The following is a 24,460-nucleotide window of genomic DNA, read 5'->3' as shown; positions in this document are numbered from 1 at the left end:
CGGTGATCGGACGTCGGCAGGGGCAGCATGCTTGATCAGGGTTCCAGCCAGCAACAGCTCGCCGAGGTGTATCAGCGGGAGTCGCGCCGGGTACTGGCCACGCTGATCCGGCTGCTGGGGAGCTTTGATCTGGCCGAGGAGGCATTGCATGACGCCTTCATGGCGGCGGCGACCCAGTGGCCCAGTGAGGGAGTTCCCGATAACCCGCGCGCCTGGTTGGTGTCCACGGGCCGCTTCAAGGCGATTGATCAGCTGCGTCGACGAGCCCGCTTTGACGAGTCTCAGCAGGCGATTGCCGATACCCTGTATCAGCAGACCGAGCGCGACCTGCTCACCGATGATGACCGGATTGAAGACGACCGCCTGCGCCTGATCTTTACCTGTTGTCACCCCAGTCTGTCCCCCGACGCCCAAATCGCCTTAACCCTGCGGGAGGTCTGTGACCTGAGCACGGAGGAGATCGCCAGGGCCTACCTCACCACCACCTCGACCCTGGCGCAGCGCATTGTGCGTGCCAAACGCAAGATCCAGGCTGCGAAGATACCCTACGAGGTGCCGGGCCCGACGGCGTTGCCGGAACGGTTGCAGGCGGTATTGCAGGTCATTTACCTGGTGTTCAATGAGGGTTACTCAGCCACCGCCGGGCCCGAGATTCAGCGTCGGGACCTGAGCGAGGAGGCTATCCGCCTCGGGTATCTGCTCCAGGAGCTTCTGCTGGACCCGGAGGTGCACGGGTTGCTGGGGCTGATGCTGGTCCATCACGCCCGCCGGAAAACCCGGACAACCCCCGATGGTGACTTGATCCTGCTCGAGGATCAGGACCGCAATCGCTGGGACACCGACGTTATTGAACAGGGCGCGAGGCTGGTTCGTCGAGCATTGAGCGAGGGCCCGGCGGGCCCCTACGCGCTGCAGGCGGCCATCGCGGCGCTCCACGCCGAAGCGCCAAGTTGGCAGGCGACCGACTGGGTGGAAATCGTCGGCCTGTACGACCTGTTGCTGCAGGTGTCGCCCTCGCCCGTGGTGGCGCTGAACCGGGCCGCCGCCGTTGCCATGCGCGACGGCTGGGCGGCGGGCCTGGCATTGATGGACCAGTTGCATGATCAGGGTGCGCTGGCGGGCTACCACCTGTTGCCCGCCGCCCGGGCGCACCTGTTGGAGAAACTGGGGCGCGACCGGGAGGCCCGGGAGGCCTATGGCGAGGCCCTGGCGCTGGTTCAACAGGAGCCGGAGCGACGCTACCTTCAATGTCGCCTGGACGCACTTCAGCGCGCCTGAATCTCGCTAAATCGCCCTCTCGTTATGCATTAACAATCTTATTCACCCGCCCTCATAGCGCCTATGATGAATCCAGCTTTGTGTGTCCACTGTGACTACTGTCAATCGGATGCGTTGAGCGCTTGCCAGTCACGAGGTTTACGACGACTGGTCGTTTTGGTGACAACCCTGAACCAACCATGGAGGACACGTAATGTTAGTCAAGAATGTGATGCACCAGGGAGCGAAAGTCTGTTCGATCGACAGCGACCTGGAGGCGATTGCGACGACGATGTGGAACGAAGACTCCGGGGCCATTCCGCTGGTGGCCGAAAATAACCGGGTCGTGGGCCTGATTACCGATCGGGATGTCGCGATGGCAGCGGCGCTTAAACATCGGCCGTTGTGGGAAATCAGTGCCCGTGAACTGGTGGAGGGCAAGGCCTGTCATTTTTGCCATGAAGAAGAGGATATCCATAGTGTCCTCAAAACCATGGGCAGCATACAAATACGGCGGATGCCGGTCGTCAACAGCGAGCAACAGATGGTGGGCATGATCAGCCTGAAAGACCTGATTGATCATACGGTAAGTGGTCGGAGCTCAAAAAATAAAGATGTCCTGACACCGGACGAAGTGTTGGCCATGTCCCGGATGATTTGCGAAACCCGATGGCTTCAGACCGCCAGCTGACCTGAAGCTGCCAGAATACCCGGGCGTGTCGTTATTTTCGTCGGCGCGCCCGGTTTTTTTTGTGGGCCGTGACCAGGCCACTGTCGAATTCATCGCTCGGGAAGCGACTCACAGTAAGATGGTGCCCGCCGGTGTAATAATACGGGTCACCCTTTCAAACCCTGTGAATGGAAACATCCCATGAAATACCTTTGTCTTGTGTACAGTGATGAACAGGATCTCCACGGTCTGCCCGACAGCCCGGAAGATACCGAGTGCCACGCCTACGCCCAGGGCCTCGCCGAGCGTGGTCATATGCTGGCCGGAGAGGCGCTGGAGCCGGTTGCCACCGCGACCACCGTGCGGGTGCGTGGCGGGCAGATGAGCATTACCGACGGGCCCTTTGCTGAAACCAAAGAACAGTTGGCGGGTTTTTACATGATCGACGCCAAGGATCTCAATGAAGCGATCACCATCGCTGCCGGTATTCCTCCGGCGCGGGTCGGTAGTATTGAGGTCCGTCCGATCCGCCAGCTTCAGGTCTAGCGCGCTTTTCCGCGCGCCATGGCAGTCAGCGCGCCATGGCATTGTCCGGTTCGTACTGTTCGGCAATGGCCCGGCTGGTCGAGGCAATTCGGTGCTTGAGCTCTGCGGGCCCGAGCACCCGCGCGTCCGGTAAAAAACACATGACACGGCGGGTCGCGGTGTCCAGGTCGCTGGCGCGGAAGCCCGCCACCACCGATCCATCGGGGCGCTCCTCGAAACTTTCCCAGCAGCAGCGGTAGTCCTGCGCCACGCTGGCGGTTTCGGCGGAGAAAAACAGCCGCACTTCGTAGGACGACTGACCTTCAAAGTGCTCGTCCAAGTACTGGGCTGGGTCAAATTCGGGTGGCTTGTTGAACGTCTCGGTGAGCCGCTCCATCGCTTGAATCCGGTCGACCCGAAAGGACCGCATGGCCTGGCGCAACCGGCAATAGGCGATGCAATACTGTTGGCCCCAACTGTAGACCAGGACATAGGGCTCAATGATCCGCCATTGAGGGGTGGGTTGTTGTTTTCCCTGATACAGAATCCGCACCTGAAAACCCTGCCGAACGGCCTGGTAGAGAGTCTCCAGTTGTTCCATATCGAGATTGGGGTTGATCCGCGGAATGCCCTGGGTGATGAGGTTGCCACGAGCCCAGGCGATTTCTTGAAGTTGTTCTTCCGGCAGGACGTTTTCGATTTTGGTCATGGCGCTCAATGCCGCGCCCCGAAACAGCTTGCCCCACACGTACTCGATCAGCCCGGTCCCCAAGTGTACCGCAACGGCTTCTTCCGGCGAGAGCATCAGTGGTGGCATGCGGTAGCCGCGCACCAGGGAATAGCCACCCTGGGCACCGCGCTCGGCGTACACCGGAATACCCATATCCTCAAGCATGACGATATAGCGCTGCACGGTGCGCGCCGAAACATCCAGTGCTTCGGCCAGCTGTGAGGCCGAACTGTTGGGGTGGCGCTGCAGATAAGCAATCAGATTGAACAGGCGTGTCGCGGTATTCGCCATGGGGCTGACCCCTCAATTTTGGTTCGTCGGCATTGTGGAGGCGATGTACGTCAAATAATGTCGTATTTGTCCGGTAAATTCCATGGCTTCGGTAACGGGCTGTCGATCTGTGGGGTGTGCGGACGACAACATTGATGACAATGAAGGAGACTCATCCATGACAGGTATGCATTCTTTCAAGGCGCCCGCTACGGCCGTTCCCGGGCTGCTGGGAGTGGAGTCGCTGTCAGGATTTCGGCTGGTGGGGCTGAGGCGAAAAATCCAGGGATTACCATCGACCGCGATTCCGGGGTTCTGGGAGAAGTTTTCGCCCTACCGGGGCTGGATTCCGGATCAGACCGATAAACACAGTTATGGCGTGTTATTACCCGCGGCCGACTCGCCGGATGGTTTCGACTATATGACCGCGGTGGAAGTGCCCGGTTTCCAGAGAATCAATGATGACTGGGATCGCCTGACGGTGCCGGCGCAGCGCTATGCGGTGTTTCTGCACCGGGATCATGTGTCGGAGTTGCGCCCGGCCCTGCACACCATTTTTGCCCATAGCCTGCCGGGGCTCAATTTAAGCCCCCAGCGTCGCAATGGCCCCCTGCTCCTGGAACGCTATGGCGCCGAGTTTGATTTTCGCACCGGGTGGGGCGGTATCCAGATCTGGGTGCCCCTGCAGGAAGAGGTGGTCGGGGCGTAGTTCTGGCCGGCGTTACCCCGTACACTGGCGACTTACCAGGGAAACCATCAGGAGTACTTGTGCAACCGATAATCTCAGTTCAGGGCCTGAGCAAGGTATACGGATCGGGCTTTCAGGCGCTGACGGATGTCAGCCTGGACATCAACCCCGGCGAAATATTCGCGTTACTCGGGCCCAATGGCGCCGGTAAAACCACGCTGATCAGCATCATCTGTGGCATCGTCAATCCGACCAGCGGTCGAGTGTTGGCCGATGGCCACGATATTGTGAAGGAGTACCGGGCGGCCCGTCAGAAAATAGGGCTCGTGCCGCAAGAGCTGGCGGTCAATATTTTTGAAACCGTATGGAGCACGGTCAGATTTAGCCGGGGCCTGTTTGGCAAGCCACCCAATGATGCGTTCCTGGAGCAGTTACTGAAAGATCTGTCACTGTGGGATAAAAAAGACAGCCGGATCATGGCGCTCTCCGGTGGCATGAAGCGTCGGGTTCTGATCGCCAAGGCCCTGGCCTATGAGCCGCGTATTCTGTTTCTCGATGAGCCCACCGCCGGTGTGGACGTCGAGTTGCGCCGGGATATGTGGCGGATGATCCGTCAACTGCGCGACAGCGGCGTGACGATCATTCTCACCACCCACTATATTGAAGAAGCCGAAGATATGGCCGATCGGGTGGGGGTCATTCAGCGCGGCGAGATCATCCTGGTGGATGAAAAAGCCGCGCTGATGCAGAAGCTCGGACAGAAACAGCTGACCCTTCAGCTCAGTGAATCCCTGGATCAGGTACCGACCGCTCTGCCCGCGGAACAGACCACCTTGTCCGATGATGGTTATCAACTGACCTATACCTACGATGCGCAGGGTGATCCGGTGGCGGTTGCCCGGCTGTTACGGCAACTGGCCGAACTCAATATTGATTATCGGGACCTGCACACGTCCCAGAGCTCACTGGAAGATATTTTTGTCAGCCTCGTGGAGGAGCGCGCATGAACGGGTACGCGATTCGGGCGATCTATCTGTTTGAACTGGCGCGGGCCTGGCGCACCCTCATGCAGAGTATTGCCTCGCCGGTGCTGTCCACCTCGCTGTACTTTGTGGTATTCGGGGCTGCGATCGGCTCGCGCATGGTGGAGATCGACGGCGTCAGTTACGGAGCCTACATCATTCCGGGCCTGATCATGCTGACGGTATTGAACGAAAGCACCTCCAACGCATCGTTCGGTATCTATATGCCGAAGTTTACCGGCACCATCTACGAGATACTGTCCGCCCCGGTTTCGGCCCTGGAGGTTGTCATTGGTTACGTTGGCGCGGCGGCCACCAAGTCCATCATCTTGGGCTTGATCATCCTGCTGACTGCGAGGGTGTTTGTGGACTACTCCATCGACCATCCCTTCTGGATGTTGGCGTTTCTGATTCTGACATCGCTGAGCTTCAGCCTGCTGGGGTTCATCATCGGTGTGGTAGCGGAGAGCTTTGAGCAGCTGCAGATCGTCCCAATGATGGTGATCACTCCTTTGGCGTTTCTCGGTGGCAGCTTCTATTCCATCAACATGCTGCCTCCGCTGTGGCAGACCATTACCCTGTTCAATCCGGTCGTGTACCTGGTCAGCGGTTTCCGCTGGAGTTTTTATGGCGTGTCCGATGTGGGAGTCGGGCTGAGTCTCACCATGATTCTGGTGTTTATGCTGCTCTGTCTCGGTGTCATCGCGTGGCTATTCAAAACCGGCTATAAAATCAAGCCATGATGAGGGTGGCGGCGATCGTTCGACGGTGCCCATCTCGGAGGTTGTCGCGCCAAACCACAAAAATCGGGGTTTCAAGCAGGAAAGCCGAAGATTTTTTCCGTTTTATTCAATTTTTTAATTATAGAACGGATGTTTTTATCGCAAAATGGTCTTGAAATGGCGACCTGATGCCTTGTTTTCTTAGCAGGAAAAGAAATGTCAAGAGTGTCTTTATATAACAGTTCACATTTTTGAGACGCCGCCGCCCGATGGTTTACCGGTAAAAGTGCGACGCGGTTCCCCTGTCCGTAAGCAACATCCAAACTCCCGGTTATACCCCTGTTTATTAAAACGACGATCTGGGCCTGTGTCCTTCCGGGTGCGGACTTTCATCACATGAGCGATGCTAATTGGTTAGCAGCTCAACCTATTTTACGCTGTGGTTGATCACTCGCTATCAATGCATATCGCCCCGCAAAGATTTCTGAAATTGTGAACTCCTTCCGTCGATTGACAGACGAAAAATGATCCCTATTCTTGCCACCAACGCGAATGGCTCCCGGGCCACTCGTTCTCTTTCAAAGCTATTTAACGGTCGGATGGATTCCATTTATGAATAGCTCCATGGGTTGCATCAGTAACTGGGTTATCGCTTCCTTCCGGAGTGCGGAAGGTGACGGCGGGAGTATGTCCGGCCGCACCTGACGCAACGCACCTCGAAAGTGAGCGGTAGCAATCAACACTTTCGAGGTATTCAATGAAATACATTGCTTCTGCCGTATTGGCCGCCGCATTGCTGGCCCCCGCCTATGGCGCGGTGGCTGCCGCGCCGTCAAATCTGGCCCTGGACAAGCCGGTGTCCGCCTCCTCCTCCCAGAACAGAAATCGTGACGCCGAGTTTGCCGTCGATGGCAATGTCGGTACTCGCTGGAGCAGCGATTTTTCCGATGGCAACTGGATCATTGTTGACCTGGAGAGTGTTTACGACATTTCTTCCGTGATACTTCAATGGGAAACGGCCTATCCCGAGCAGTACAATCTTGAGGTTTCGCTGGACGGCAGCAATTGGGAAACCGTCAGCGCCGTAACCAGCAGCAACGGCGGTGTCGACAGTTTCGCCATGACCCGGTCCGCGCGCTATGTTCGTGTCGAAAGCGTCAAGCGTGCCACCAAGTGGGGTGTATCCCTGTGGGAGCTGGAAGTTTACGGTGTTGAGCCCGAGCCCGAGCCCGAGCCCGAGCCCGAGCCCGAGCCCGAAACTGAACCTGAATCCACAACCGATTCCGAAACCACCTCAGGGGACGGCGCGAATCTGGCGTTAAACCAGACGATGTTCGCTTCTTCCTCCGAGAACAGCAGCCGGTTGCCCGAAGAGGCGGTCGACGGCGACATGAATTCGCGTTGGGCCAGTGAGTACGGCGAAGATCAGTGGATCGCCGTGGATCTTGGCGCAACTTATGATCTCTCCTCCCTGATTCTTCGCTGGGAAGTGGCGCACGCCGAAGACTACGATATTCAAGTGTCGGCGGACGCTAACGACTGGCAGACGGCCCAGTCGGTCACGAACAGCGATGGTGGTGAGGACGTTGTTGAGCTGAGCGCAACCGGTCGCTATGTCCGCATTCAGAGCGTGCGGCGCGCCACCCAGTGGGGCATTTCGCTGTGGGAACTTGAGGTATATGGAGCGGAACCCTACGTCGCACCCGAACCGCAACTGGTATCCGAGGGACGTCCGGCAACCGCCTCGTCCACTGAGCGGGATGCTTACGCGCCGGAAAATGCCTTTGACGGTAGCGGCAGTACGCGTTGGGCCAGCGTTTACGGTGATACCGCCTGGCTGCAGGTTGATCTGGGCGAGGCGCATCAGATCACCGGAATTAACCTTGACTGGGAAACGGCGTATTCCAGTGAATACCAGATTCAGACGTCCTACGATGGCCAAAGTTGGACAACGGTCGAGCACATTGTCGATGGCAATGGCGGTACCGATGAGCTCGTCGTCGACGGTCACGGTCGCTATGTACGCATGATGGGCCTGGCCCGGGCGACATCCTGGGGTCACTCACTTTGGGAAATGCAGGTGTTCGGTTATCCGGCCGATAGCGCCGACTCACCGTCCGATGGCACCGATGGCTCCACTGATGACGGTACCGGCTCCGAGACCGACACTGGCTCTGATACCGACACCGGCTCTGATGATGGCTCCACCGGTGATGGTTCCACCGGCGGGGAAGAGTCCACTGAAGAGGAAACGGTGGATACGACGGCACCCTCGGCGCCGGGTTCACTGAACGATACCGCGGTTGGCACCTCTTACGTGACCCTGTCCTGGTCGGAATCGACTGATAACGAAGCGGTGATGAGCTATGAGGTGTATCGCGATGGCGCCCGAATCACGGAGCTGTTGGCGCCTGAGACCAGCTACACCGACACGGGCTTGTCCTCAGGAACCACCTATCAGTATTCGGTGCGCGCGGGTGATGCGGCGGGCAACTGGTCCGAAAACAGCACCACGCTGGTTGTCACCACCAACAGTGAGCAGGTTGTGGGTGACGGCGTGGTCCTGGAGTGGACGACGCCGGATCAGCGCGAAAATGGTAGCTACCTGGAGTTGAATGAAATTGGCGGTTATGAAATCCGCTACCAGCAGGGCGCCGATGGTGAGTCTCAGTCGGTTGTGGTGAACGATGCGTACGCCACGTCTCATGAACTGAATCTGGAAGATGGAATCTACGAGTTCTCCATTGCTGTCTTTGACGTCAATGGCCTTTACAGTCAGTTTGTACCGATTGATCCGGTTCCATAACGCCTTGCGCTGATGTGAAGCATCTGAAAAAAATTTTGACTTAGCCGGCCTCTGTGCCGGCTTTTTTTGTGTCGGATTAAACCACCTTCCCTACAGCTGTTAGCAAAAATTCAAATAACGGAAAATGTTATTTATTAAGAAACAGTTGCACTCAATCCCGCCATTTTTGATTGAAACGACAATGCTTATGTGATCCATACCCCGCCTCGACGTTGACATTTTTGATTCGTGACACAGAACACGCTATTACGCGCCACGATCGCGTTTTCAGGATTGTCTTATGGTCAAAAAGTACTTTAGGGTGTCGCCGGATCGGAGACAAAACGCGTTGCAAAGCATTCGATAAAGAGACGCTTTTGGTCACCGAAAATCATAAAACAATAAAACGCGCCGCCCTCCGGGACGACAATCGGCGCGACCGGTTCACGCTTGGGTAACGTTGAAAGCAATTTAGACCCGAACGTTTCAAACACTCGGGTTTTAACGTTGCTCCATTTCCTAAAAGAAAGAGGCAAGAACCATGAACGCTATCAAGAAAACCCTCGCGTGCGCCGCTTTGGGTGCCAGTGCCCTGTCGGCTGCAATCGGTGTACAGGCAGGATTTCAGGTATCGGGAACCCAACTGCTGGATGGCAATGGCAATCCGTTCATCATGCGCGGAGTGAACCACCCTCACACCTGGTTTACCGGTCGCACCGAGCAGGCGCTGTCCGATATCGCCAGCCTCAACGCCAACACCGTCCGTATAGTGTTGTCCGATGGCCAGCAGTGGACGCGCAACAGTGCCGCCGATGTGGCGCAGGTGATTGAATGGTGTAAAGACAACGAGCTGATTGCGGTACTGGAGGTGCATGACGCCACCGGTTATGGCGAGCAGGACAGTGCGGGAACGCTGGAAAATGTTGTCGACTATTGGCTCGACATCGCTCCGGTACTTGAGGGGCAGGAAGATTACGTCATCATCAATATCGCCAACGAGCCGTTCGGAAACGGGGTAACCGCGAGTACCTGGGTGGATCAGCATGTCGACGCTATCCAGCGCCTGCGCGAAGCCGGCCTGACCCACACACTGCTGGTGGATGCGGCCAACTGGGGACAGGACTGGCAGGGTGTGATGCGCGATAACGCCTCCACCGTGGCCGCCGCGGATGAGCGCAATAACACGTTGTTCAGCGTTCACATGTACGAGGTGTACCAGGACCGTTCCACTATTGAGAATTATGTGTCCACATTCTTGTCCACCCATAATTTACCGCTGATTGTGGGTGAATTCGGGGCGGATCACTACGGCAATGAGGTTGATGAAGCGTCGGTTCTGTCCGTGGCCGAAGACTATGGCATTGGCTATCTGGGGTGGTCCTGGTCGGGTAACAGCAGCGAAGTTGCCTCGCTGGATATCACGTTGAACTGGGATGTTGACAATCTGTCTTCCTGGGGCGATTTTCTGATCAACAGCAGTAACGGACTGCGCCAGACGGCCCAGACAGCGACGGTCTACGAAGGTCAAAGCTCATCGTCCAGTAGCGACGCCTCTTCAAGTTCCTCATCGTCAAGTTCCAGCGTTTCAAGCAGCAGTTCCAGCGGTCCCGATATGGGAGCGCAGTGTAACTGGTACGGCACTCTGTATCCCTTGTGCGAAAGCACCGCTAGCGGATGGGGTTGGGAAAATAATGAAAGTTGTGTCGGCCCCGAAAGCTGTTCGGCGCAGCCCGACCCCTATGGCATCGTCGACTCAAGCTCCTCAAGCTCCTCAAGCTCCACGTCGAGTTCCTCGAGCAGCTCCTCTAGCAGTTCCAGCAGTCATTCATCGTCCAGCAGCGCACAGCCAGGTGCTGGAGATTGCGAGTATCAGATCACCAATGAATGGAGTTCGGGGTATACCGGTGCCGTCCGGTTGACCAACTCCGGTACGCAGCCCGTGGACGGATGGTCAGTGAGCTGGGAGTACAGCGACGGCTCACGTATCACCAACAGTTGGAACGCGGAGCTGTCCGGTAATAACCCCTACTCGGCAGCCAATCTCGACTGGAATGGTGTCCTGCAACCCGGACAGACCATCGAGATTGGTTTTCAGGTCAACAAAGGGGGCGCGGAGGCCCAAGTACCCGGCCTGTCTGGCCCGCTGTGTGACTGAACGGATTAGTCGGGCGGCGCGGGTTGCAGGGCGTCGCCTGAGCTTGAATTGCACGGGCCGGTGCGACCGCCCGTGCTTCTTGGCCTGTCAGGGAAACGACTACCGTCGGCGAAAGGTCGTCGGCGGACTCACCGGGAGGTGGTGGCATTTGCGACGCAGTACTTAACTTTCCAAGTACGTTTTAAGGAGATCCAATACAATGATAACGACAGTAAAAAAAGGCAGTGGTCTGGCGTTGCTGGGGTTGGCTATTGCCGCCGCCAGTCACGGCGCGTCAGCCGAATGCGCCTACTCGGTCAATAACGAATGGGATAACGGCTACACCGCCGAGGTCACCCTGACCAATGACGGTGCCAGCGCCGTCAGCGGATGGGATGTGAGTTGGACGTTTGACGCCAACCGCATGACCAACGGCTGGAACGCCGAGTTCTCTGGAAGCAATCCCTATACCGCCAGTGATATGGGCTGGAATGGCACGCTCCAGCCGGGGCAGAGTGTCAGCTTCGGTTTTCAGGTGGACAAAAACGGGGGCGCGGCGGAACGGCCGATGTTGGAAGGCGCGCTCTGTGAAGACGGCGGTTCGTCTTCCAGCTCGAGCTCCGAGTCCTCATCGATTGACAGCAGTGCTTCCTCAAGCAGTGACCCGGGCGGCGCGGGGCAGCAGTGCAACTGGTACGGCACGACTTACTCCCTGTGCGAAACCACCGACAGTGGTTGGGGCTGGGAAAACAATGAAAGCTGTATCGCCCGCAGCACCTGTGAGGCGCAACCGGACCCCTATGGGGTGATCGATGGCGACGGGAGCAGCAGCTCTTCTTCATCGTCGAGCTCTTCCTCATCGAGCAGCGAGTCGTCCAGTTCGGACTCCTCCAGCTCTGATTCTTCAAGCAGTGACAGCAGCTCCAGCGAGAGCAGTTCGTCCTCCAGCAGCTCATCTTCCGATGGCAATTACACGCGTGTCGACAACCCATTTGACGGCACCACCCTGTACGTCGATCCGGTCTGGTCTGCAAAAGCACTGGCGGAACCCGGTGGCGAGGCCATTGCCTTTGAAAATACCGCCGTGTGGATGGATCGCATTGGTGCGATCACCGACGGTATCGGCCTGAAAGGTCACCTGGATGAAGCGGTCAATCAGGGCGCGGACACCTTCATGTTTGTGGTGTACAACCTGCCCAATCGCGATTGTGCCGCCCTGGCGTCCAACGGCGAGCTGCGGATTTCGGAGAACGGTTTCGAAATCTATCAGCAGGACTATATCGCCCCGATCGTGCAACTGCTGGGTCAGCCGGAATACAGCGACCTGCACATCGTCGCCATTGTGGAAGTCGACTCCCTGCCCAATCTGGTCACCAACCTTGATGAACCCGACTGTCAGGAAGCGGCCGGACCCGGTGGTTACGAGGATGGCATTCAGCACGCGCTCAATGAGTTGAGCACCCTGCCCAATGTGTATTCCTATGTTGATATTGCCCACAGCGGTTGGCTGGGCTGGAGCGACAACTTCAGCGAAGCCGTTCAGCTTATCGGCAATACCATCAAAGGCACTGACAAAGGTGTGGACAGCATCGCAGGCTTTGTCACCAACTCGGCCAACTACACGCCGCTGGAAGAGCCGTATCTGCCCGACCCCAGCCTGCAGGTGGGTGGTCAGCCGGTTCGCTCCAGTTCCTTCTATGAATGGAACCCCTACTTCGGGGAAATCGAATTCGCGCAGGACTGGCGTCAGGCGATGATCCAACAGGGCTTCCCGAGTGACATCGGTATGTTGATCGACACCGGCCGTAACGGTTGGGGTGGACCGGATCGTCCCACGGGCGTGTCGACCAGCACGGATCTGGATACCTATGTGGATGAGTCGCGCATCGACCGTCGTCACCATCGCGGGAACTGGTGTAACCAGCCCGGTGGTGTGGGCGAGCGTCCCCAAGCCAATCCGGCTCCGGGCCTCGACGCCTATGTCTGGGTGAAACCGCAGGGTGAATCCGACGGTATCTCCGATCCGGATTTCGAGCCAGATCCGAACGATCCGGCCAAGCAGCACGATGGCATGTGTAACCCCAATGAAAACAACGAAGACGCCGGGGTTCCCACCGGAGCATTGCCCAATGCACCGCATGCCGGTCGTTGGTTCCCGGAGGCCTTCGAGCTGTACCTGCAGAACGCCTATCCGCCGCTGGATTGATGTTGTGCGGAAACAGGTGAAATTGACCGGCGGTGTTCCCCCCTTTCGCCGCCGGTCGCACACCACTGCCTTCGGGCGGTGGTGTGCTTCCCGATGTACGAATCGCAATAGAGGCGTCTCGCTTCTGTTTGCCAGCCAACAATCAGCCAGGCTTTGATTGAGCGTTATTGCATGAGTACTGAAAGTTTACGATTTCAATATTCCCCTTGGTTTCAGTGCGCACTCGGTGTACTGATTCTGGTGCTGATCGGCCTGACGGGCTGTCAGACCACATCCCACTCGTCGGCCACAGCGGCCGGCCAACTGACGTTTGTACAGAAAAAGATGGGCCCGGTGACCCAGTTGCAGCGGGTGTCCCCGACCGGGGAAAGCGGGCCGGTTCTGGTCAGCGAGCGCTGGCGGGATTTACAACCGCACTGGTCGCCGCAGGGAACGCTGGTGTTTATGTCCAACCGTCACGGTCGCGATCAGATTCATCTGGACAAAGATCGCGAACGCTTGCAGATCTTCCTGCTCGAACCCGGCAATGCCGAGCCCGAGCTCATCAGCGACACTGACGACAGTGCGGTATCGCCCCGCTTCAGTCCGAGCGGCGAGGCGGTGGCCTATATTCACGCCCGGCCCGGGAATGCCGCACTGGAAGTGGTCGAGCTCAATGCGCGCGGCGCGACTCCGGTCACTCAGGCCCGGGACATTCTCGACTACGCCTGGGCTCCCGACGGACGTGCTCTTGCGGTGGTGGTGTTTGATCCCGGTCGATCGCGCCTGGAGTTTGTCGCGGCCCCGGGGGAGCGTGATCCCGAGCTGCCGTACCTGCAGCCAGAAGAGCGCGGCTCTGTCATTACCGGGGTGAGCTGGTCCCCCGATGGCTCCGCCGTGGCCTACATCGTCAACAGCCCGGATCGTGCCCGCCGGTTATATCAGTATGACCTGAAGACCGGGCAACGTCGGCGTCTATCCAACCCGGAGCATCACGTACAGAACCCGGTGCAATGGTCGGCGGACGGGGATGCTCTGCTCTATGCCGCGCTGGTGGATTTTGATTTCCATTACGACGAGACGCAGCGCGAACAGGTGTACGAAGGCAGTATGCAGATTTTTCTCAGTGACCGGTCGGGCAATGCCCGTCAGCTCACTCAGGGCGAAGGCCGACATGGGGCGCCGGTGTTTTCCCCGGACGGGCGTCGCATCGGTTTTTTATTCGCCGAGACACTCGATGCGCGTACTTTGTCTGTGCGCACGATGGATCTCGAGGGCAGGGAGGTGCGTGAATTGCATCAGCGCGTCGCCCCCGAGTCGTTACTGCAATGGAACTGAACCGCCAACAATAATCGGAGATAATAACCATGAAGGTAACAGCTTCAAATCGGCAATCGTCACGGTTCACCGTGGCTCGTAACACCCTGGCCAGCGCGGTACTTTTGGCAACGGCTTCCCAGGCATTCGCCGACGTCGGTAACCCCCGGGTGAACCAGGTGGGTTATCTGCCCAACGGCGAAAAAGTCGCGACCTATGTCAGTGACAGCACGGTAGGCAAAGCCTGGCGTCTGTATCAGAACGGCTCATTGGTCGCCGAAGGCACAACCGTGCCGGTCGGCCAGGACCCGGCGTCTGGTGATCACGTACACCATCTGGGCTTTTCCGATGTCACGGTGGAAGGCGATGGCTATGTGCTGATGATCGACGGTGATGAGAGCTACCCGTTCTCCATTTCGGCCGACAACTTTACCGGCCCCCTATACGACTCGCTGAAATATTTTTACCACAACCGCAGCGGCATCGAGATCGAAACCCAGTACACCGGCGGTGGCAACACCAGCTACGCGGCCGATGCCCGCTGGTCCCGTCCGGCCGGCCATCTGAACCAGGGCGTCAATCAGGGCGACTACGACGTTCCCTGTTGGGAAGGTACCTGTAACTATTCACTGGATGTGACCAAAGGTTGGTATGACGCTGGCGATCACGGCAAGTATGTGGTCAACGGTGGCATCTCTGCCTGGAAACTGCTCAATATGTACGAGCGCGCCCAGCACCTGGGGGGCAACCTGGATCGCTTTGCCGACGGTACGATGAACATTCCCGAGAGCGGTAACGGCATCCCCGATCTGCTAGACGAAGTGCGTTGGCAAATGGAGTTCCTGCTGTCCATGCAGGTGCCCCAGGGTGAAGCCAAAGCCGGTATGGCGCACCACAAAATGCATGACGTCGGTTGGACCGGTCTGCCTTTGGCGCCGCACGAAGACAGCAGTGCCCGGGCCCTGGTACCACCGAGTGTGACCGCCACCCTGAACCTGGCGGCAACAGCGGCGCAATGTGCCCGTATTTGGGCCGACATCGACAGTGAATTCTCCGATCGTTGCCTGACCGCCGCCGAGCGCGCCTGGGACGCCGCCGAGGCGAATCCGGGGGATGTCTACACCAGCGGTTACGACAACGGTGGCGGCGCCTACGGCGACGACGAACCCGCCGATGAGTTCTACTGGGCCGCCGCAGAGCTTTACATCACCACGGGTGACAGCCGTTACCTGCCGACGCTGCAGAACTATGAACTGGAGCGTATCGACTGGGGTTGGCCCGATACGGAACTGCCAGGGGTTATGTCCCTTGCCACGGTGCCGTCCGAGCACACCGCCAGCCTGCGCAGCGATGCACGACAGTACATCCAGTCGGTGGCCGACACGCATCTGATCACCATTGCCAACACCGGCTATCGGGTGCCCAATACTGATGAGGAATACTATTGGGGGTCGAACAATGTGATCGCCAACAAGCTGTTCCTGTTGGGGCTGGCCTACGACTTCACCGGAGACGATCAGTATGCTCACGGTGTGGGTTCGGGGATTGATTACCTCTTCGGTCGCAATACCCTGTCGTTCTCGTTTGTCTCCGGGCACGGCGAAGACGCGTTGACCGAACCGCACCACCGGTTCTGGGCCGGCGCCCTTGATGGCAGCTATCCGTGGCTACCGCCCGGTGCATTGGCCGGCGGTCCGAACTACGGCCTGGAGGACGACGTTTCCCGCAATGCCCTGAGCGGCTGCGAATCGGCTCCGGCCACCTGCTACTTGGATGATATCGAGGCCTGGTCCACCAACGAGATCACCATCAATTGGAACAGTGCGCTGGCCTGGGTGCTCGCCTTCCATGATGACTACGCCGAAGGGGGCAATTCATCCAGCTCTTCCTCAAGCTCGTCGTCCAGCAGTTCATCCTCCAGTTCGTCGAGCAGCGAGTCGAGTTCCAGTAGCAGCAGCTCCAGCAGTTCGTCGTCCAGCTCCTCGTCTTCCGAACCCGCAGGGCAACAGTGCAACTGGTACGGCACGCTGTACCCGCTGTGCGAACAGACCCAGAGCGGTTGGGGTTGGGAGGATAACCAGAGCTGCATCGCGCCGAGCACCTGCGAGTCCCAGCCGGACCCCTATGGCATTGTCGGTGACGACAGCAGCTCCTCGTCCAGCTCCAGTTCGCAGAGCAGTCAGAGCAGCAGCGAATCCGAGAGCAGTGAGTCGTCCAGCTCGAGTTCAAGTTCCGACAATGGCGGCCTGGCCGAGTGTGAGTATCAGATCAGCAATGAGTGGAGCACGGGCTACACTGCGGCTATTCTGATCAGCAACACGGGAGCCCAGGCGATCAATGGCTGGTCGGTGAACTGGGAGTATTCAGACGGCTCGTCGGTCACCAACAGTTGGAACGCACAGGTTTCTGGCAGCAACCCTTATACCGCCACCGATCTGGGCTGGAACGGCACCCTGCAACCGGGCCAGTCCGTGGAGTTCGGCTTCCAGGTGAGCAAGGGCGGCAGCGGTTCCGCGCAAGTGCCAGAGGTAAATGGAAGCGTGTGTGACTGACTCTGTCGTTGCATTGTGCTTCGACTAGAGTGCTGCGGGAGGGTATACCGTTCCGGGACACGCCGTAAACCCATCCATGGGGGCTCGACACCCGCCGTCCAGGCGGGTGACGGTCCCGAAACGGTATACCCTCCCTCCGCGGAGCGGGCTTTACGTCTCGGGAAATAGCCCCTTTTGTTTTGACACTTATGGTGTTCATAAATAGGGTTAGATTAGGCATTTAGGGCCGAGGAGGGGAAGCCCTTTCAAGACCGTAAGCGGAGGGACTCCGCGCGTCGAGCCCCCAGGGATGGGTTTACGGCGTGTCTTGAAAGGGCTTCCCCTCCTTGGCCCGAACGTGATGCAAACCGATAGGTTCTGGGTGGAGATGCGCTCAGTCCGTCTCTTGGAAAGGTATACCCTCCCGTAGCATTCGGAGCGAAGTCCAAAAACCATTCGTCGGATTACGCTATCGCTAATCCGACCTACGCGTTCTTCCTCGGGTGGCCTACCATTTAAAGGGGGCGCCCAGTATACTGCTCGCCATGCAGAACCCTCAGGACATTCTTCAGCACGTCTTCGGCTATCACGACTTTCGCGGCCAACAGGAACGCATCGTCAACGCCGTCATTGAAGGCCAGGACGCCCTCGTGCTCATGCCCACCGGCGGCGGCAAATCCCTCTGTTATCAGATTCCCGCCCTCGCCCGACCGGGCACCGGTATCGTCATCTCCCCCCTGATCGCCCTGATGCAAGACCAGGTGACCGCCCTGCGGGAGCTGGGCGTGCGCGCCGGTTTTCTGAACTCCACCCTCGCCTGGCCCGATGTAGTGGACACCGAGCGGGCCCTGCTCGATGGTGAGCTGGACCTGCTGTACATCGCCCCGGAACGACTCATCCAGCCGCGCACCCTTGATCTTCTGCACCAGGCCAACATCGCCCTGTTTGCGATTGATGAGGCGCACTGTGTGGCCCAGTGGGGGCACGATTTCCGGGCCGACTACCTGCGTCTGGATCTGCTGCACAACGAATTCCCCCAGGTACCGCGTATCGCCCTGACCGCCACCGCGGATATGCGCACCCGGGAAGAGATCATTGAGCGGCTGCAGCTCGAAGAGGCCCGGCAGTTTATCGTCGGCTTTGACCGGCCCAATATTCAGTATCGGGTGCAGCAGAAAGACAATCCGCGCCGCCAGTTGCTGGGTTTTCTCAAAGATGAGTACCCCCAGCAGGCGGGCATCGTCTACTGTCTGTCCCGCAAAAAAGTGGAGCAGACCGCCGAGTGGTTGCAGAAAGAGGGGTTTAACGCCCTGCCTTACCACGCCGGCTTGCCGGGGAACCTGCGGGAAACCCACCAGAGCCGATTCCTGCGCGAGGACGGCATCATAATGGTGGCCACCATCGCCTTCGGCATGGGCATTGATAAACCCGATGTGCGCTTTGTCGCCCATCTGGATCTGCCCAAAAGCATTGAAGCCTACTATCAGGAAACCGGCCGGGCCGGACGCGATGGCCAGCCCGCCACGGCGCTGCTGCTGTACGGGCTGGAGGATGTGGTTAAGCTGCGCCAGATGATGGGCGCGTCCGAAGGCAATGACCAGTTCAAACGCCAGGAGCAGCAGCGCCTGAGCGCCATGCTGGGCCTGTGTGAAGTCACCAGTTGCCGACGGCAGATTCTGCTGCGCTATTTTGGCGATACGCTGGATGAGCCTTGCGGCAATTGCGACACCTGCCTGACCCCGCCCCAGACCTGGGATGCCACCGAGGCGGTGCAGAAGGCTCTCTCCTGCGTGTACCGCACCGGCCAGCGTTTTGGCGCCACCCATATTGTCGATGTGTTGCGCGGCAGCAGTAACGAAAAAGTGCTGGCTCAGGGGCATGACAAGCTGTCCACCTACGGTATTGGTCAGGATATGAGCGCCGATGAGTGGCGGGCCGTGTTGCGCCAACTGGTCGCGGCCGGTTATCTGGATGTGGACCCGGAAGGCTTTGGCGGGCTGCAACTGACCGAGAGTTGCCGACCGATTCTGCGCGGCGAGCAGCGGGTGCACCTGCGCCGGGATATCCGTACCCGCAAGCCCACCAGCACCCGCACCGCCCGTCGCCCCGATGCCGATATTACCGAGGCGGATCGTCCTTTGTGGGAGGCGTTGCGCGCCTGCCGGCGCCGGCTGGCGGAAGAGCACGGGGTGCCTCCCTACGTCATTTTTCACGATGTGACCTTGCGGGATATGTTGGAGCGACGGCCCCAGACCCCGGGTGAGCTGCTCGATGTCAGCGGTGTGGGGGACAGCAAGCTGGAGCGCTTTGGCGCCGACTTCCTCGAGGTGCTCCAGGGCACTCCGGAGGCTGTGGAGCACGCCCAGTGACGGCAGATGCCGGGGCGAACCGCGCTGCGCTCTGGCTGGTTGTCTGGGCCGGCGTGGTCTTCGGCTACGCGGCCTCCTGTGTGCTGGGTGGACCGGCCTCTGACGAGGGCTTCCACGCGCATCAGATCTGGCACTACTACGTCGGGGGCAACGAGCCCTTTGACACCATCACCACGCCCACCTTCTATCACCAGATCATCGCTTCGGTGATGAACCTGATCGGTTATTACCACGATTATCTGCTGCGCTTGGTCAACCTGCTGGTGGCGCTGTGCCTATTGCCGGTGTTTTACCGCATGGTGCGCCGTTATCGGCCCGCCACCGCCTCGGCCCGTACCGCGCAACTATTGTTCGCACCGCTGATATTTCCCTATTACTTTCTGGTCTACACCGACCTGTGGGCACTGCTGCTTATTGCGCTCAGTTTTCTGGCGGTGCTTGAACGCAGGCCCTGGCTGGCAGGCCTGTTTGGTTTCGGGGCGGTGTTGATCCGTCAGGATGCCATCATCTGGCTGGGGCTGGCCTACCTGTATATGGCCACGGAACATCTGACGCTAAGTCGGCCTTTTGCCTGGCGTGCCGTGCTTCGGGATGCGCTGTTGCGAGGGCCGGTTTTTCTGGCGCTGTTTGGCGCGTTCATCGGTTTTGTGTTGATCAACGGTGGTGTGGCGATCGGGGACAGTGGCAGTCACCCAATGATGCGCTTCAACCTCAGTAACCTCTACGGCTTTCTGTTCTGTGCCTGGTTGCTGTTTCTACCCTTGTGTCTTCAGCAGCTGCCCCGCATTGTCCGCCTGCTGCGGCGCCCCTGGGTGTGGGGGCTGCTGCTGGCGGCGTTCGCGTTTTATATGAGCTTTTACGCGAACGAGCACGGTTATAACCGCACGCACTACACCTTCTTTGTGCACAACGGCTGGCTGCATCTGCTGGAGGAGTATCTGTGGCTGCGTGGGCTGCTGTTTGTGCCCATGGCCTGGATGGCACTGACGCTGGTGGTCATGCCCTACCCGGATCGGCGCTGCTACTGGTTGTTGCTCATTGCGCCCCTGGCGGTGGTGGCCCACCCGATGGTGGACCCGCGCTACTATTTTCCGGCGTATCTGCTGATCAATCTGTGGCGACCCGCGCTGCCACAGGGAGTGGAGCTCGCGACGCTCGCCGGATACATTCCCCTGGCGGCGTTTATCATGTATGGCACGGTAACCGGGTTATTTTTCCTGTAATCCAGTGGCCTACCTGAGCAACGCCTCATATCCTTCGCGGTAGCTTGGATACCGGAATTCGTAGCCGCTGGCTCTGAGCCTACGATTGTCGCAGCGCTTGCCGAGGCCGCCGTCATCCGGAGCAAAGCGCGCCTGATCCACTTTCATCTGCATGGCCAGCCAGTTGACCACCTCCGCCATGGGGGCGGGCTCGTCGTCGCTCGCCAGATACAGTGATTCTATGGGGCGTCCCTGGCGATGGCGTTCAATCAGGTGCGCCATCACCCCGGCGCAATCATCGGCGTGGATGCGGTTGGTGTAGCGGCCGCTCAGGGTGGCTCGGCCCTGGCGCACCAGCGTCTGCATGCGGTCCCGGCCGGGGCCGTAAATGCCGCTGAAGCGCACAACGCAGTGCTCGAAACCGCTCCGGGCAATAATCTGCTCCGCTTCCAGCAGACGTTCGCCGCTGGCGCGGTTTGGCTGGGTTGGGCTGTATTCATCCACCCACTCACCGTCGCTCTGGCCATAGACACCGGTGCTGGACACATACAGAATCAGACGCGGCGAGGCTCCGGTGGCGTTCAGCCCGGCCATCAGATGCTCGCAGGTCTGCACATAGGCCCGGCGGTAGCCTTCATCGCCGCGCTCCGAGGGGGTCATGGTCACCACAATCACGTCAAAGTCCTCGGCCAGAACCCGCTCAAAGGCGGCTGCATCGGCGGTATCCACCGCTTGGTAATGCAGGCTCCCGGTGTCGGCGGGAGGCTGGCGGCGCAGACCGGTGACCCGGTACCCCAGGGGCGCCATGCGCTCCGCCAGGCGACGGCCGAGATCGCCGCAACCGACGATCAATAGTTTCTGGCTATTTACCTTTGCGTCTTCGATCATAACAGGGCAAACTTGTGGTCAGATTATCGGAGTGCCGGGCGGTTCCGCCGGGCGTCAGAGCTACTACGGGATCAGCATGACCTTAACAGAACTGCGCTATATCGTAACCCTCGCTCAGGAACAGCATTTCGGTCGCGCGGCCGAGCGCTGTTTTGTCAGTCAGCCGACCCTCAGCATCGCGGTCAAGAAACTGGAGGAAGAGCTGGGGGTTGCCCTGTTCGAGCGGTCCAAGTCCCGGGTCCAGGCCACACCTCTGGGGGAGAAGATCGTCGCCCAGGCCAATCTGGTGCTGGAGCAGACCGCCGCCATCAAGGATATCGCCAACGCCGGCAAGGACCAACTTAGTAGCCCCCTGCATGTGGGGGCCATTTTTACTATTGGCCCCTACCTGTTGCCGCACTTTATCCCTGAACTGCAGAAGATTGCCAGCAAAATGCCGCTGTACGTGGAAGAGGGTTACACCGCGACGCTGCGCCAGAAATTGCGCAAAGGCGAGCTGGACGTGATCATTGTGGCCCTGCCCTTTACCGAGGCGGACGTGGTGACCCAGCCGCTGTTCGACGAGCCCTTTGTCGTGTTGATGCCCCACGATCATCCGCTGGCCGAAAAGGAGGCGATCCACCCCGACGAGCTGGACGCCGAAAATGTCCTCCTGCTCGGCGAGGGACACTGCTTCCGGGATCAGGTGCTGGCCACCTGCCCGAACCTGCAGTCGTCCATGGACGACCCCCACAGCCGCATCCGCACCGCCGCCGAGGGCAGCTCTCTGGAAACCCTGCGCCATATGGTCGCCTCCGGCTTGGGGATCACCATCCTGCCGATGTCCGCGGCGGTCACGGCCAACTATTCCAACAACATGTTGGTGACGCGCCCGTTCACCCAGCCGGCACCGAGTCGCACCGTGGCCTTGGCCTGGCGGGCCAGCTTCCCTCGCTACAAGGCCATTGAGGCACTGCGCAAAGCCATCAATATGTGCCGGCTCGCCGACGCCAAATAACCGGAGCGCTGCGTGACCAAGGACCCGGCCAACCTGGATCAAGTATCCGTCACCGCCCTGAAAGGCGTCGGTGGCAAGTTGGCGGAAAAGCTCGGCAAGCTGGGGATCAACACCCTTCAGGATCTGCTGTTTCATCTGCCGCTGCGCTACCTGGACCGCACCCGGGTGACCCCCATCGGGGCCCTGCAGCCCAACGTCAATGCCGTGATTGAGGGTGAGATTCGGGCGGTGGATGTGGTCTACGGACGCCGCCGCAGCCTGGTCTGCCGACTGCAGGACGGCTCGGGCACCACCACCCTGCGGTTTTATCACTTCTCCGGCGCCCAGAAGCAGCGCCTGACTCCGGGTACCCGTCTGCGCTGTTTTGGCGAGAGCCGTCGGGGCGCCTCGGGTCTGGAGTTCTATCACCCGGAGTATGAATTTCTCGACGGCGCCGAGGCCGTGGCCCTGGATGACCGGCTGACCCCGGTTTATCCCGCCACCGAGGGACTCACCCAGCAGCGCATTCGCGCCCTGGCCAGCCAGGCCCTGACCTTTCTCGATCGACATCCGCTGACCGAGCTTCTGCCTGAGGATCTACGCCGGGAGTTGGATCAAGTACCCTTGGCCGATGCCCTGCGCTACCTGCACGCGCCGCCCCGGCGGGCGGATGTGGCGCGGCTGATGGACGGCACCCATCCCTACCAGCAGCGACTGGCGTTTGAAGAGCTGCTGGCTCATCACCTGAGCCTGTTGGTACTGCGTCAGCAGACCCAGGCGGAGGGTGCGCCCTCGCTGGCCCCGGATCCGGCGCTGCACAAACAGTTTCTCAGCCAGCTGCCCTTTCAGCTGACGGGCGCGCAGCAGCGGGTCAGCCGGGAGATTGCCGAAGATCTGGTCAAACCCATCCCCATGTTGCGCCTGGTTCAGGGGGATGTCGGTTCGGGCAAAACCCTGGTGGCGGCTCTGGCGGCGCTGACCGCCGTGGCCAGTGGCTATCAGGCGGCGATCATGGCGCCGACGGAAATCCTGGCCGAGCAGCACCGCAACAACTTTGGCGCCTGGCTTGAGCCTTTGGGGATTGAGCTGGGCTGGCTGACCGGACGGCTGACCGCCGCCCGGCGCCGGGAGCAATTGGCCCGCCTGGCAAGCGGCGAGGCGAGGGTTGTGGTGGGCACCCATGCGTTGTTTCAGGAGGAGGTCGAATTTGCCAATCTGGGGCTGGTGATTATCGACGAGCAGCATCGCTTCGGGGTGCACCAGCGCCTCGAGTTGCGCCAGAAAGGCAGTCGCACCGGGCTGCGTCCCCATCAGTTGATCATGACCGCCACACCCATCCCCCGGACCCTGGCGATGAGCGCCTACGCCGATCTGGATACCTCGGTGATTGATGAGTTGCCCCCGGGCCGCACGCCGGTGACCACGGTGGTGATCAGCGAGCAACGCCGTCCGGAAGTGATTGAGCGGGTCAGCCGTGCCTGTGAGCAGGGCCGTCAGGCCTACTGGGTCTGTACGCTGATTGAGGAATCCGAAACCCTGGCCGCCCAGGCGGCGGAGGCCACGGCGGAGAACCTGGCGGCTGCCCTGCCGCACCTGCGGGTAGGGCTGGTGCACGGTCGGCTCAAGGCCAAGGAAAAAGAGGCGGTGATGGCGGCGTTCAAGGCGGCGGAGCTGGATCTGCTGGTAGCCACCACGGTGATCGAGGTGGGCGTGGATGTGCCCAACGCCAGCTTGATGATCATCGAAAATCCCGAGCGACTCGGCCTGGCTCAGTTGCACCAGTTGCGCGGCCGGGTAGGGCGCGGCTCCGAGGCCAGTCACTGCGTTTTATTGTACGGCTCGCCGCTCTCGCGCCAGAGCCGGGAGCGCCTGGCGGTGATGCGCGATTCCAGCGATGGTTTTGTGATTGCCGAGCGGGATCTGGAATTGCGCGGCCCCGGTGAGGTGCTGGGCACCCGGCAGACCGGGGAGATGCAGTTCCGGATCGCGGATCTGCAGCGCGATGCCGATCTGTTACCCCGCGTCCAGGCGGGCGCCCAACAACTGCTCGGTCGGCACCCGGCGCTGTGCAATGCCATCATGGAACGTTGGCTGGGGGATAACCGACGATATTTTCAGGTATAAGACGCCAAACTGTGCACCAGTCGACAGCGGTCCGGCGGACATCGACTAAACTGAATAACAGATAC

General features: G+C 59.6%; 17 protein-coding genes. 15 read left to right on the top strand and 2 right to left on the bottom strand.

Annotated features, from left to right (window positions below):
• The first annotated feature begins 27 nt into the window (after positions 1 to 27).
• The 3 genes from EDC38_RS11390 to EDC38_RS11380 all read left to right on the top strand — a co-directional run bounded on the left by EDC38_RS11390 (position 28) and on the right by EDC38_RS11380 (position 2,473).
• Positions 28 to 1,278: an RNA polymerase sigma factor gene (locus EDC38_RS11390; RefSeq protein WP_123638606.1), complete on the top strand. Its 1,251-nt coding sequence runs from the start codon at positions 28 to 30 to the stop codon at positions 1,276 to 1,278.
• A gap of 193 nt (positions 1,279 to 1,471) precedes the next feature.
• The gene (locus EDC38_RS11385; RefSeq protein ID WP_123638605.1) at positions 1,472 to 1,948 is read left to right on the top strand and encodes a CBS domain-containing protein; all 477 of its coding nucleotides are present in this window, start codon (positions 1,472 to 1,474) and stop codon (positions 1,946 to 1,948) included.
• Positions 1,949 to 2,128: 180 nt separating this feature from the next.
• Entirely contained in the window at positions 2,129 to 2,473 is a 345-nt protein-coding gene (locus EDC38_RS11380) for a YciI family protein (protein WP_123638604.1), read from the top strand.
• A gap of 25 nt (positions 2,474 to 2,498) precedes the next feature.
• Here EDC38_RS11380 and EDC38_RS11375 read toward each other — a convergent pair whose 3' ends face one another.
• Positions 2,499 to 3,473, bottom strand: coding sequence for a helix-turn-helix transcriptional regulator (locus tag EDC38_RS11375; RefSeq protein ID WP_123638603.1), 975 nt, complete (start codon positions 3,471 to 3,473; stop codon positions 2,499 to 2,501).
• A 157-nt stretch (positions 3,474 to 3,630) separates the two neighbouring features.
• Here EDC38_RS11375 and EDC38_RS11370 point away from each other — a divergent pair, with 157 nt between their 5' ends.
• The 10 genes from EDC38_RS11370 to EDC38_RS11325 all read left to right on the top strand — a co-directional run bounded on the left by EDC38_RS11370 (position 3,631) and on the right by EDC38_RS11325 (position 20,428).
• Positions 3,631 to 4,161: a GyrI-like domain-containing protein gene (locus tag EDC38_RS11370; RefSeq protein WP_170162902.1), complete on the top strand. Its 531-nt coding sequence runs from the start codon at positions 3,631 to 3,633 to the stop codon at positions 4,159 to 4,161.
• Between the two features lie 59 nt (positions 4,162 to 4,220).
• Complete coding sequence (locus tag EDC38_RS11365; RefSeq protein WP_123638601.1) at positions 4,221 to 5,147, top strand: ABC transporter ATP-binding protein; 927 nt, start codon at positions 4,221 to 4,223, stop codon at positions 5,145 to 5,147.
• Positions 5,144 to 5,905: an ABC transporter permease gene (locus tag EDC38_RS11360; protein WP_123638600.1), complete on the top strand. Its 762-nt coding sequence runs from the start codon at positions 5,144 to 5,146 to the stop codon at positions 5,903 to 5,905. Before EDC38_RS11365 ends, EDC38_RS11360 begins: the two co-directional genes overlap by 4 nt.
• Positions 5,906 to 6,641: 736 nt before the next feature.
• Complete coding sequence (locus EDC38_RS11355; protein ID WP_123638599.1) at positions 6,642 to 8,690, top strand: discoidin domain-containing protein; 2,049 nt, start codon at positions 6,642 to 6,644, stop codon at positions 8,688 to 8,690.
• A 520-nt stretch (positions 8,691 to 9,210) separates the two neighbouring features.
• Entirely contained in the window at positions 9,211 to 10,824 is a 1,614-nt protein-coding gene (locus tag EDC38_RS11350; RefSeq protein ID WP_123638598.1) for a cellulase family glycosylhydrolase, read from the top strand.
• A 199-nt stretch (positions 10,825 to 11,023) separates the two neighbouring features.
• Positions 11,024 to 13,009 carry a glycoside hydrolase family 6 protein gene (locus EDC38_RS11345; protein ID WP_123638597.1) on the top strand — a complete coding sequence of 662 codons (1,986 nt, stop codon included), beginning with the start codon at positions 11,024 to 11,026 and terminating at the stop codon, positions 13,007 to 13,009.
• Positions 13,010 to 13,180: 171 nt separating this feature from the next.
• On the top strand, positions 13,181 to 14,326 hold the full coding sequence (locus tag EDC38_RS11340; RefSeq protein WP_123638596.1) for a PD40 domain-containing protein: 1,146 nt from the start codon (positions 13,181 to 13,183) through the stop codon (positions 14,324 to 14,326).
• 29 nt (positions 14,327 to 14,355) lie between these two features.
• Positions 14,356 to 16,857, top strand: a complete 2,502-nt coding sequence (locus tag EDC38_RS11335; RefSeq protein ID WP_123638595.1) for a glycoside hydrolase family 9 protein — start codon at positions 14,356 to 14,358, stop codon at positions 16,855 to 16,857.
• 524 nt (positions 16,858 to 17,381) lie between these two features.
• A complete protein-coding gene (gene recQ, locus EDC38_RS11330) occupies positions 17,382 to 19,205 on the top strand; it encodes a DNA helicase RecQ (RefSeq protein ID WP_123638594.1) in 1,824 nt (607 codons plus the stop codon).
• On the top strand, positions 19,202 to 20,428 hold the full coding sequence (locus tag EDC38_RS11325) for a Dol-P-Glc:Glc(2)Man(9)GlcNAc(2)-PP-Dol alpha-1,2-glucosyltransferase (RefSeq protein WP_123638593.1): 1,227 nt from the start codon (positions 19,202 to 19,204) through the stop codon (positions 20,426 to 20,428). Before recQ ends, EDC38_RS11325 begins: the two co-directional genes overlap by 4 nt.
• A 9-nt stretch (positions 20,429 to 20,437) precedes the next feature.
• On the opposite strand, the gene EDC38_RS11320 is transcribed toward EDC38_RS11325, so the two are convergent.
• A complete protein-coding gene (locus EDC38_RS11320) occupies positions 20,438 to 21,295 on the bottom strand; it encodes an SDR family oxidoreductase (RefSeq protein ID WP_123638592.1) in 858 nt (285 codons plus the stop codon).
• 76 nt (positions 21,296 to 21,371) lie between these two features.
• On the opposite strand from EDC38_RS11320, the gene EDC38_RS11315 reads away from it, so the two are divergent.
• On the top strand, positions 21,372 to 22,292 hold the full coding sequence (locus EDC38_RS11315; protein ID WP_024461613.1) for a hydrogen peroxide-inducible genes activator: 921 nt from the start codon (positions 21,372 to 21,374) through the stop codon (positions 22,290 to 22,292).
• Positions 22,293 to 22,304: 12 nt separating this feature from the next.
• Positions 22,305 to 24,395, top strand: coding sequence for an ATP-dependent DNA helicase RecG (gene recG, locus EDC38_RS11310; RefSeq protein WP_123638591.1), 2,091 nt, complete (start codon positions 22,305 to 22,307; stop codon positions 24,393 to 24,395).
• Positions 24,396 to 24,460 lie beyond the last annotated feature (65 nt).

The organism is Marinimicrobium koreense (assembly GCF_003762925.1).
GTDB lineage: Bacteria > Pseudomonadota > Gammaproteobacteria > Pseudomonadales > Cellvibrionaceae > Marinimicrobium > Marinimicrobium koreense.
Note: the sequence above shows the minus strand (reverse complement) of the source record. Positions and strands in the feature narration are given on the sequence as shown.

Excerpts from the sequence above, each read along its gene's own strand:
- EDC38_RS11380 (WP_123638604.1), top strand. The coding sequence starts at position 2,129 with ATGAAATACCTTTGTCTTGTGTACAGTGATGAACAGGATCTCCACGGT.
- EDC38_RS11335 (WP_123638595.1), top strand. The coding sequence starts at position 14,356 with ATGAAGGTAACAGCTTCAAATCGGCAATCGTCACGGTTCACCGTGGCT.
- EDC38_RS11350 (WP_123638598.1), top strand. The coding sequence starts at position 9,211 with ATGAACGCTATCAAGAAAACCCTCGCGTGCGCCGCTTTGGGTGCCAGT.
- recQ (WP_123638594.1), top strand. The coding sequence starts at position 17,382 with ATGCAGAACCCTCAGGACATTCTTCAGCACGTCTTCGGCTATCACGAC.
- EDC38_RS11320 (WP_123638592.1), bottom strand. The coding sequence starts at position 21,295 with ATGATCGAAGACGCAAAGGTAAATAGCCAGAAACTATTGATCGTCGGT.
- EDC38_RS11370 (WP_170162902.1), top strand. The coding sequence starts at position 3,631 with ATGACAGGTATGCATTCTTTCAAGGCGCCCGCTACGGCCGTTCCCGGG.
- EDC38_RS11360 (WP_123638600.1), top strand. The coding sequence starts at position 5,144 with ATGAACGGGTACGCGATTCGGGCGATCTATCTGTTTGAACTGGCGCGG.
- EDC38_RS11390 (WP_123638606.1), top strand. The coding sequence starts at position 28 with ATGCTTGATCAGGGTTCCAGCCAGCAACAGCTCGCCGAGGTGTATCAG.
- EDC38_RS11375 (WP_123638603.1), bottom strand. The coding sequence starts at position 3,473 with ATGGCGAATACCGCGACACGCCTGTTCAATCTGATTGCTTATCTGCAG.
- EDC38_RS11355 (WP_123638599.1), top strand. The coding sequence starts at position 6,642 with ATGAAATACATTGCTTCTGCCGTATTGGCCGCCGCATTGCTGGCCCCC.
- EDC38_RS11340 (WP_123638596.1), top strand. The coding sequence starts at position 13,181 with ATGAGTACTGAAAGTTTACGATTTCAATATTCCCCTTGGTTTCAGTGC.
- EDC38_RS11345 (WP_123638597.1), top strand. The coding sequence starts at position 11,024 with ATGATAACGACAGTAAAAAAAGGCAGTGGTCTGGCGTTGCTGGGGTTG.
- EDC38_RS11315 (WP_024461613.1), top strand. The coding sequence starts at position 21,372 with ATGACCTTAACAGAACTGCGCTATATCGTAACCCTCGCTCAGGAACAG.
- EDC38_RS11385 (WP_123638605.1), top strand. The coding sequence starts at position 1,472 with ATGTTAGTCAAGAATGTGATGCACCAGGGAGCGAAAGTCTGTTCGATC.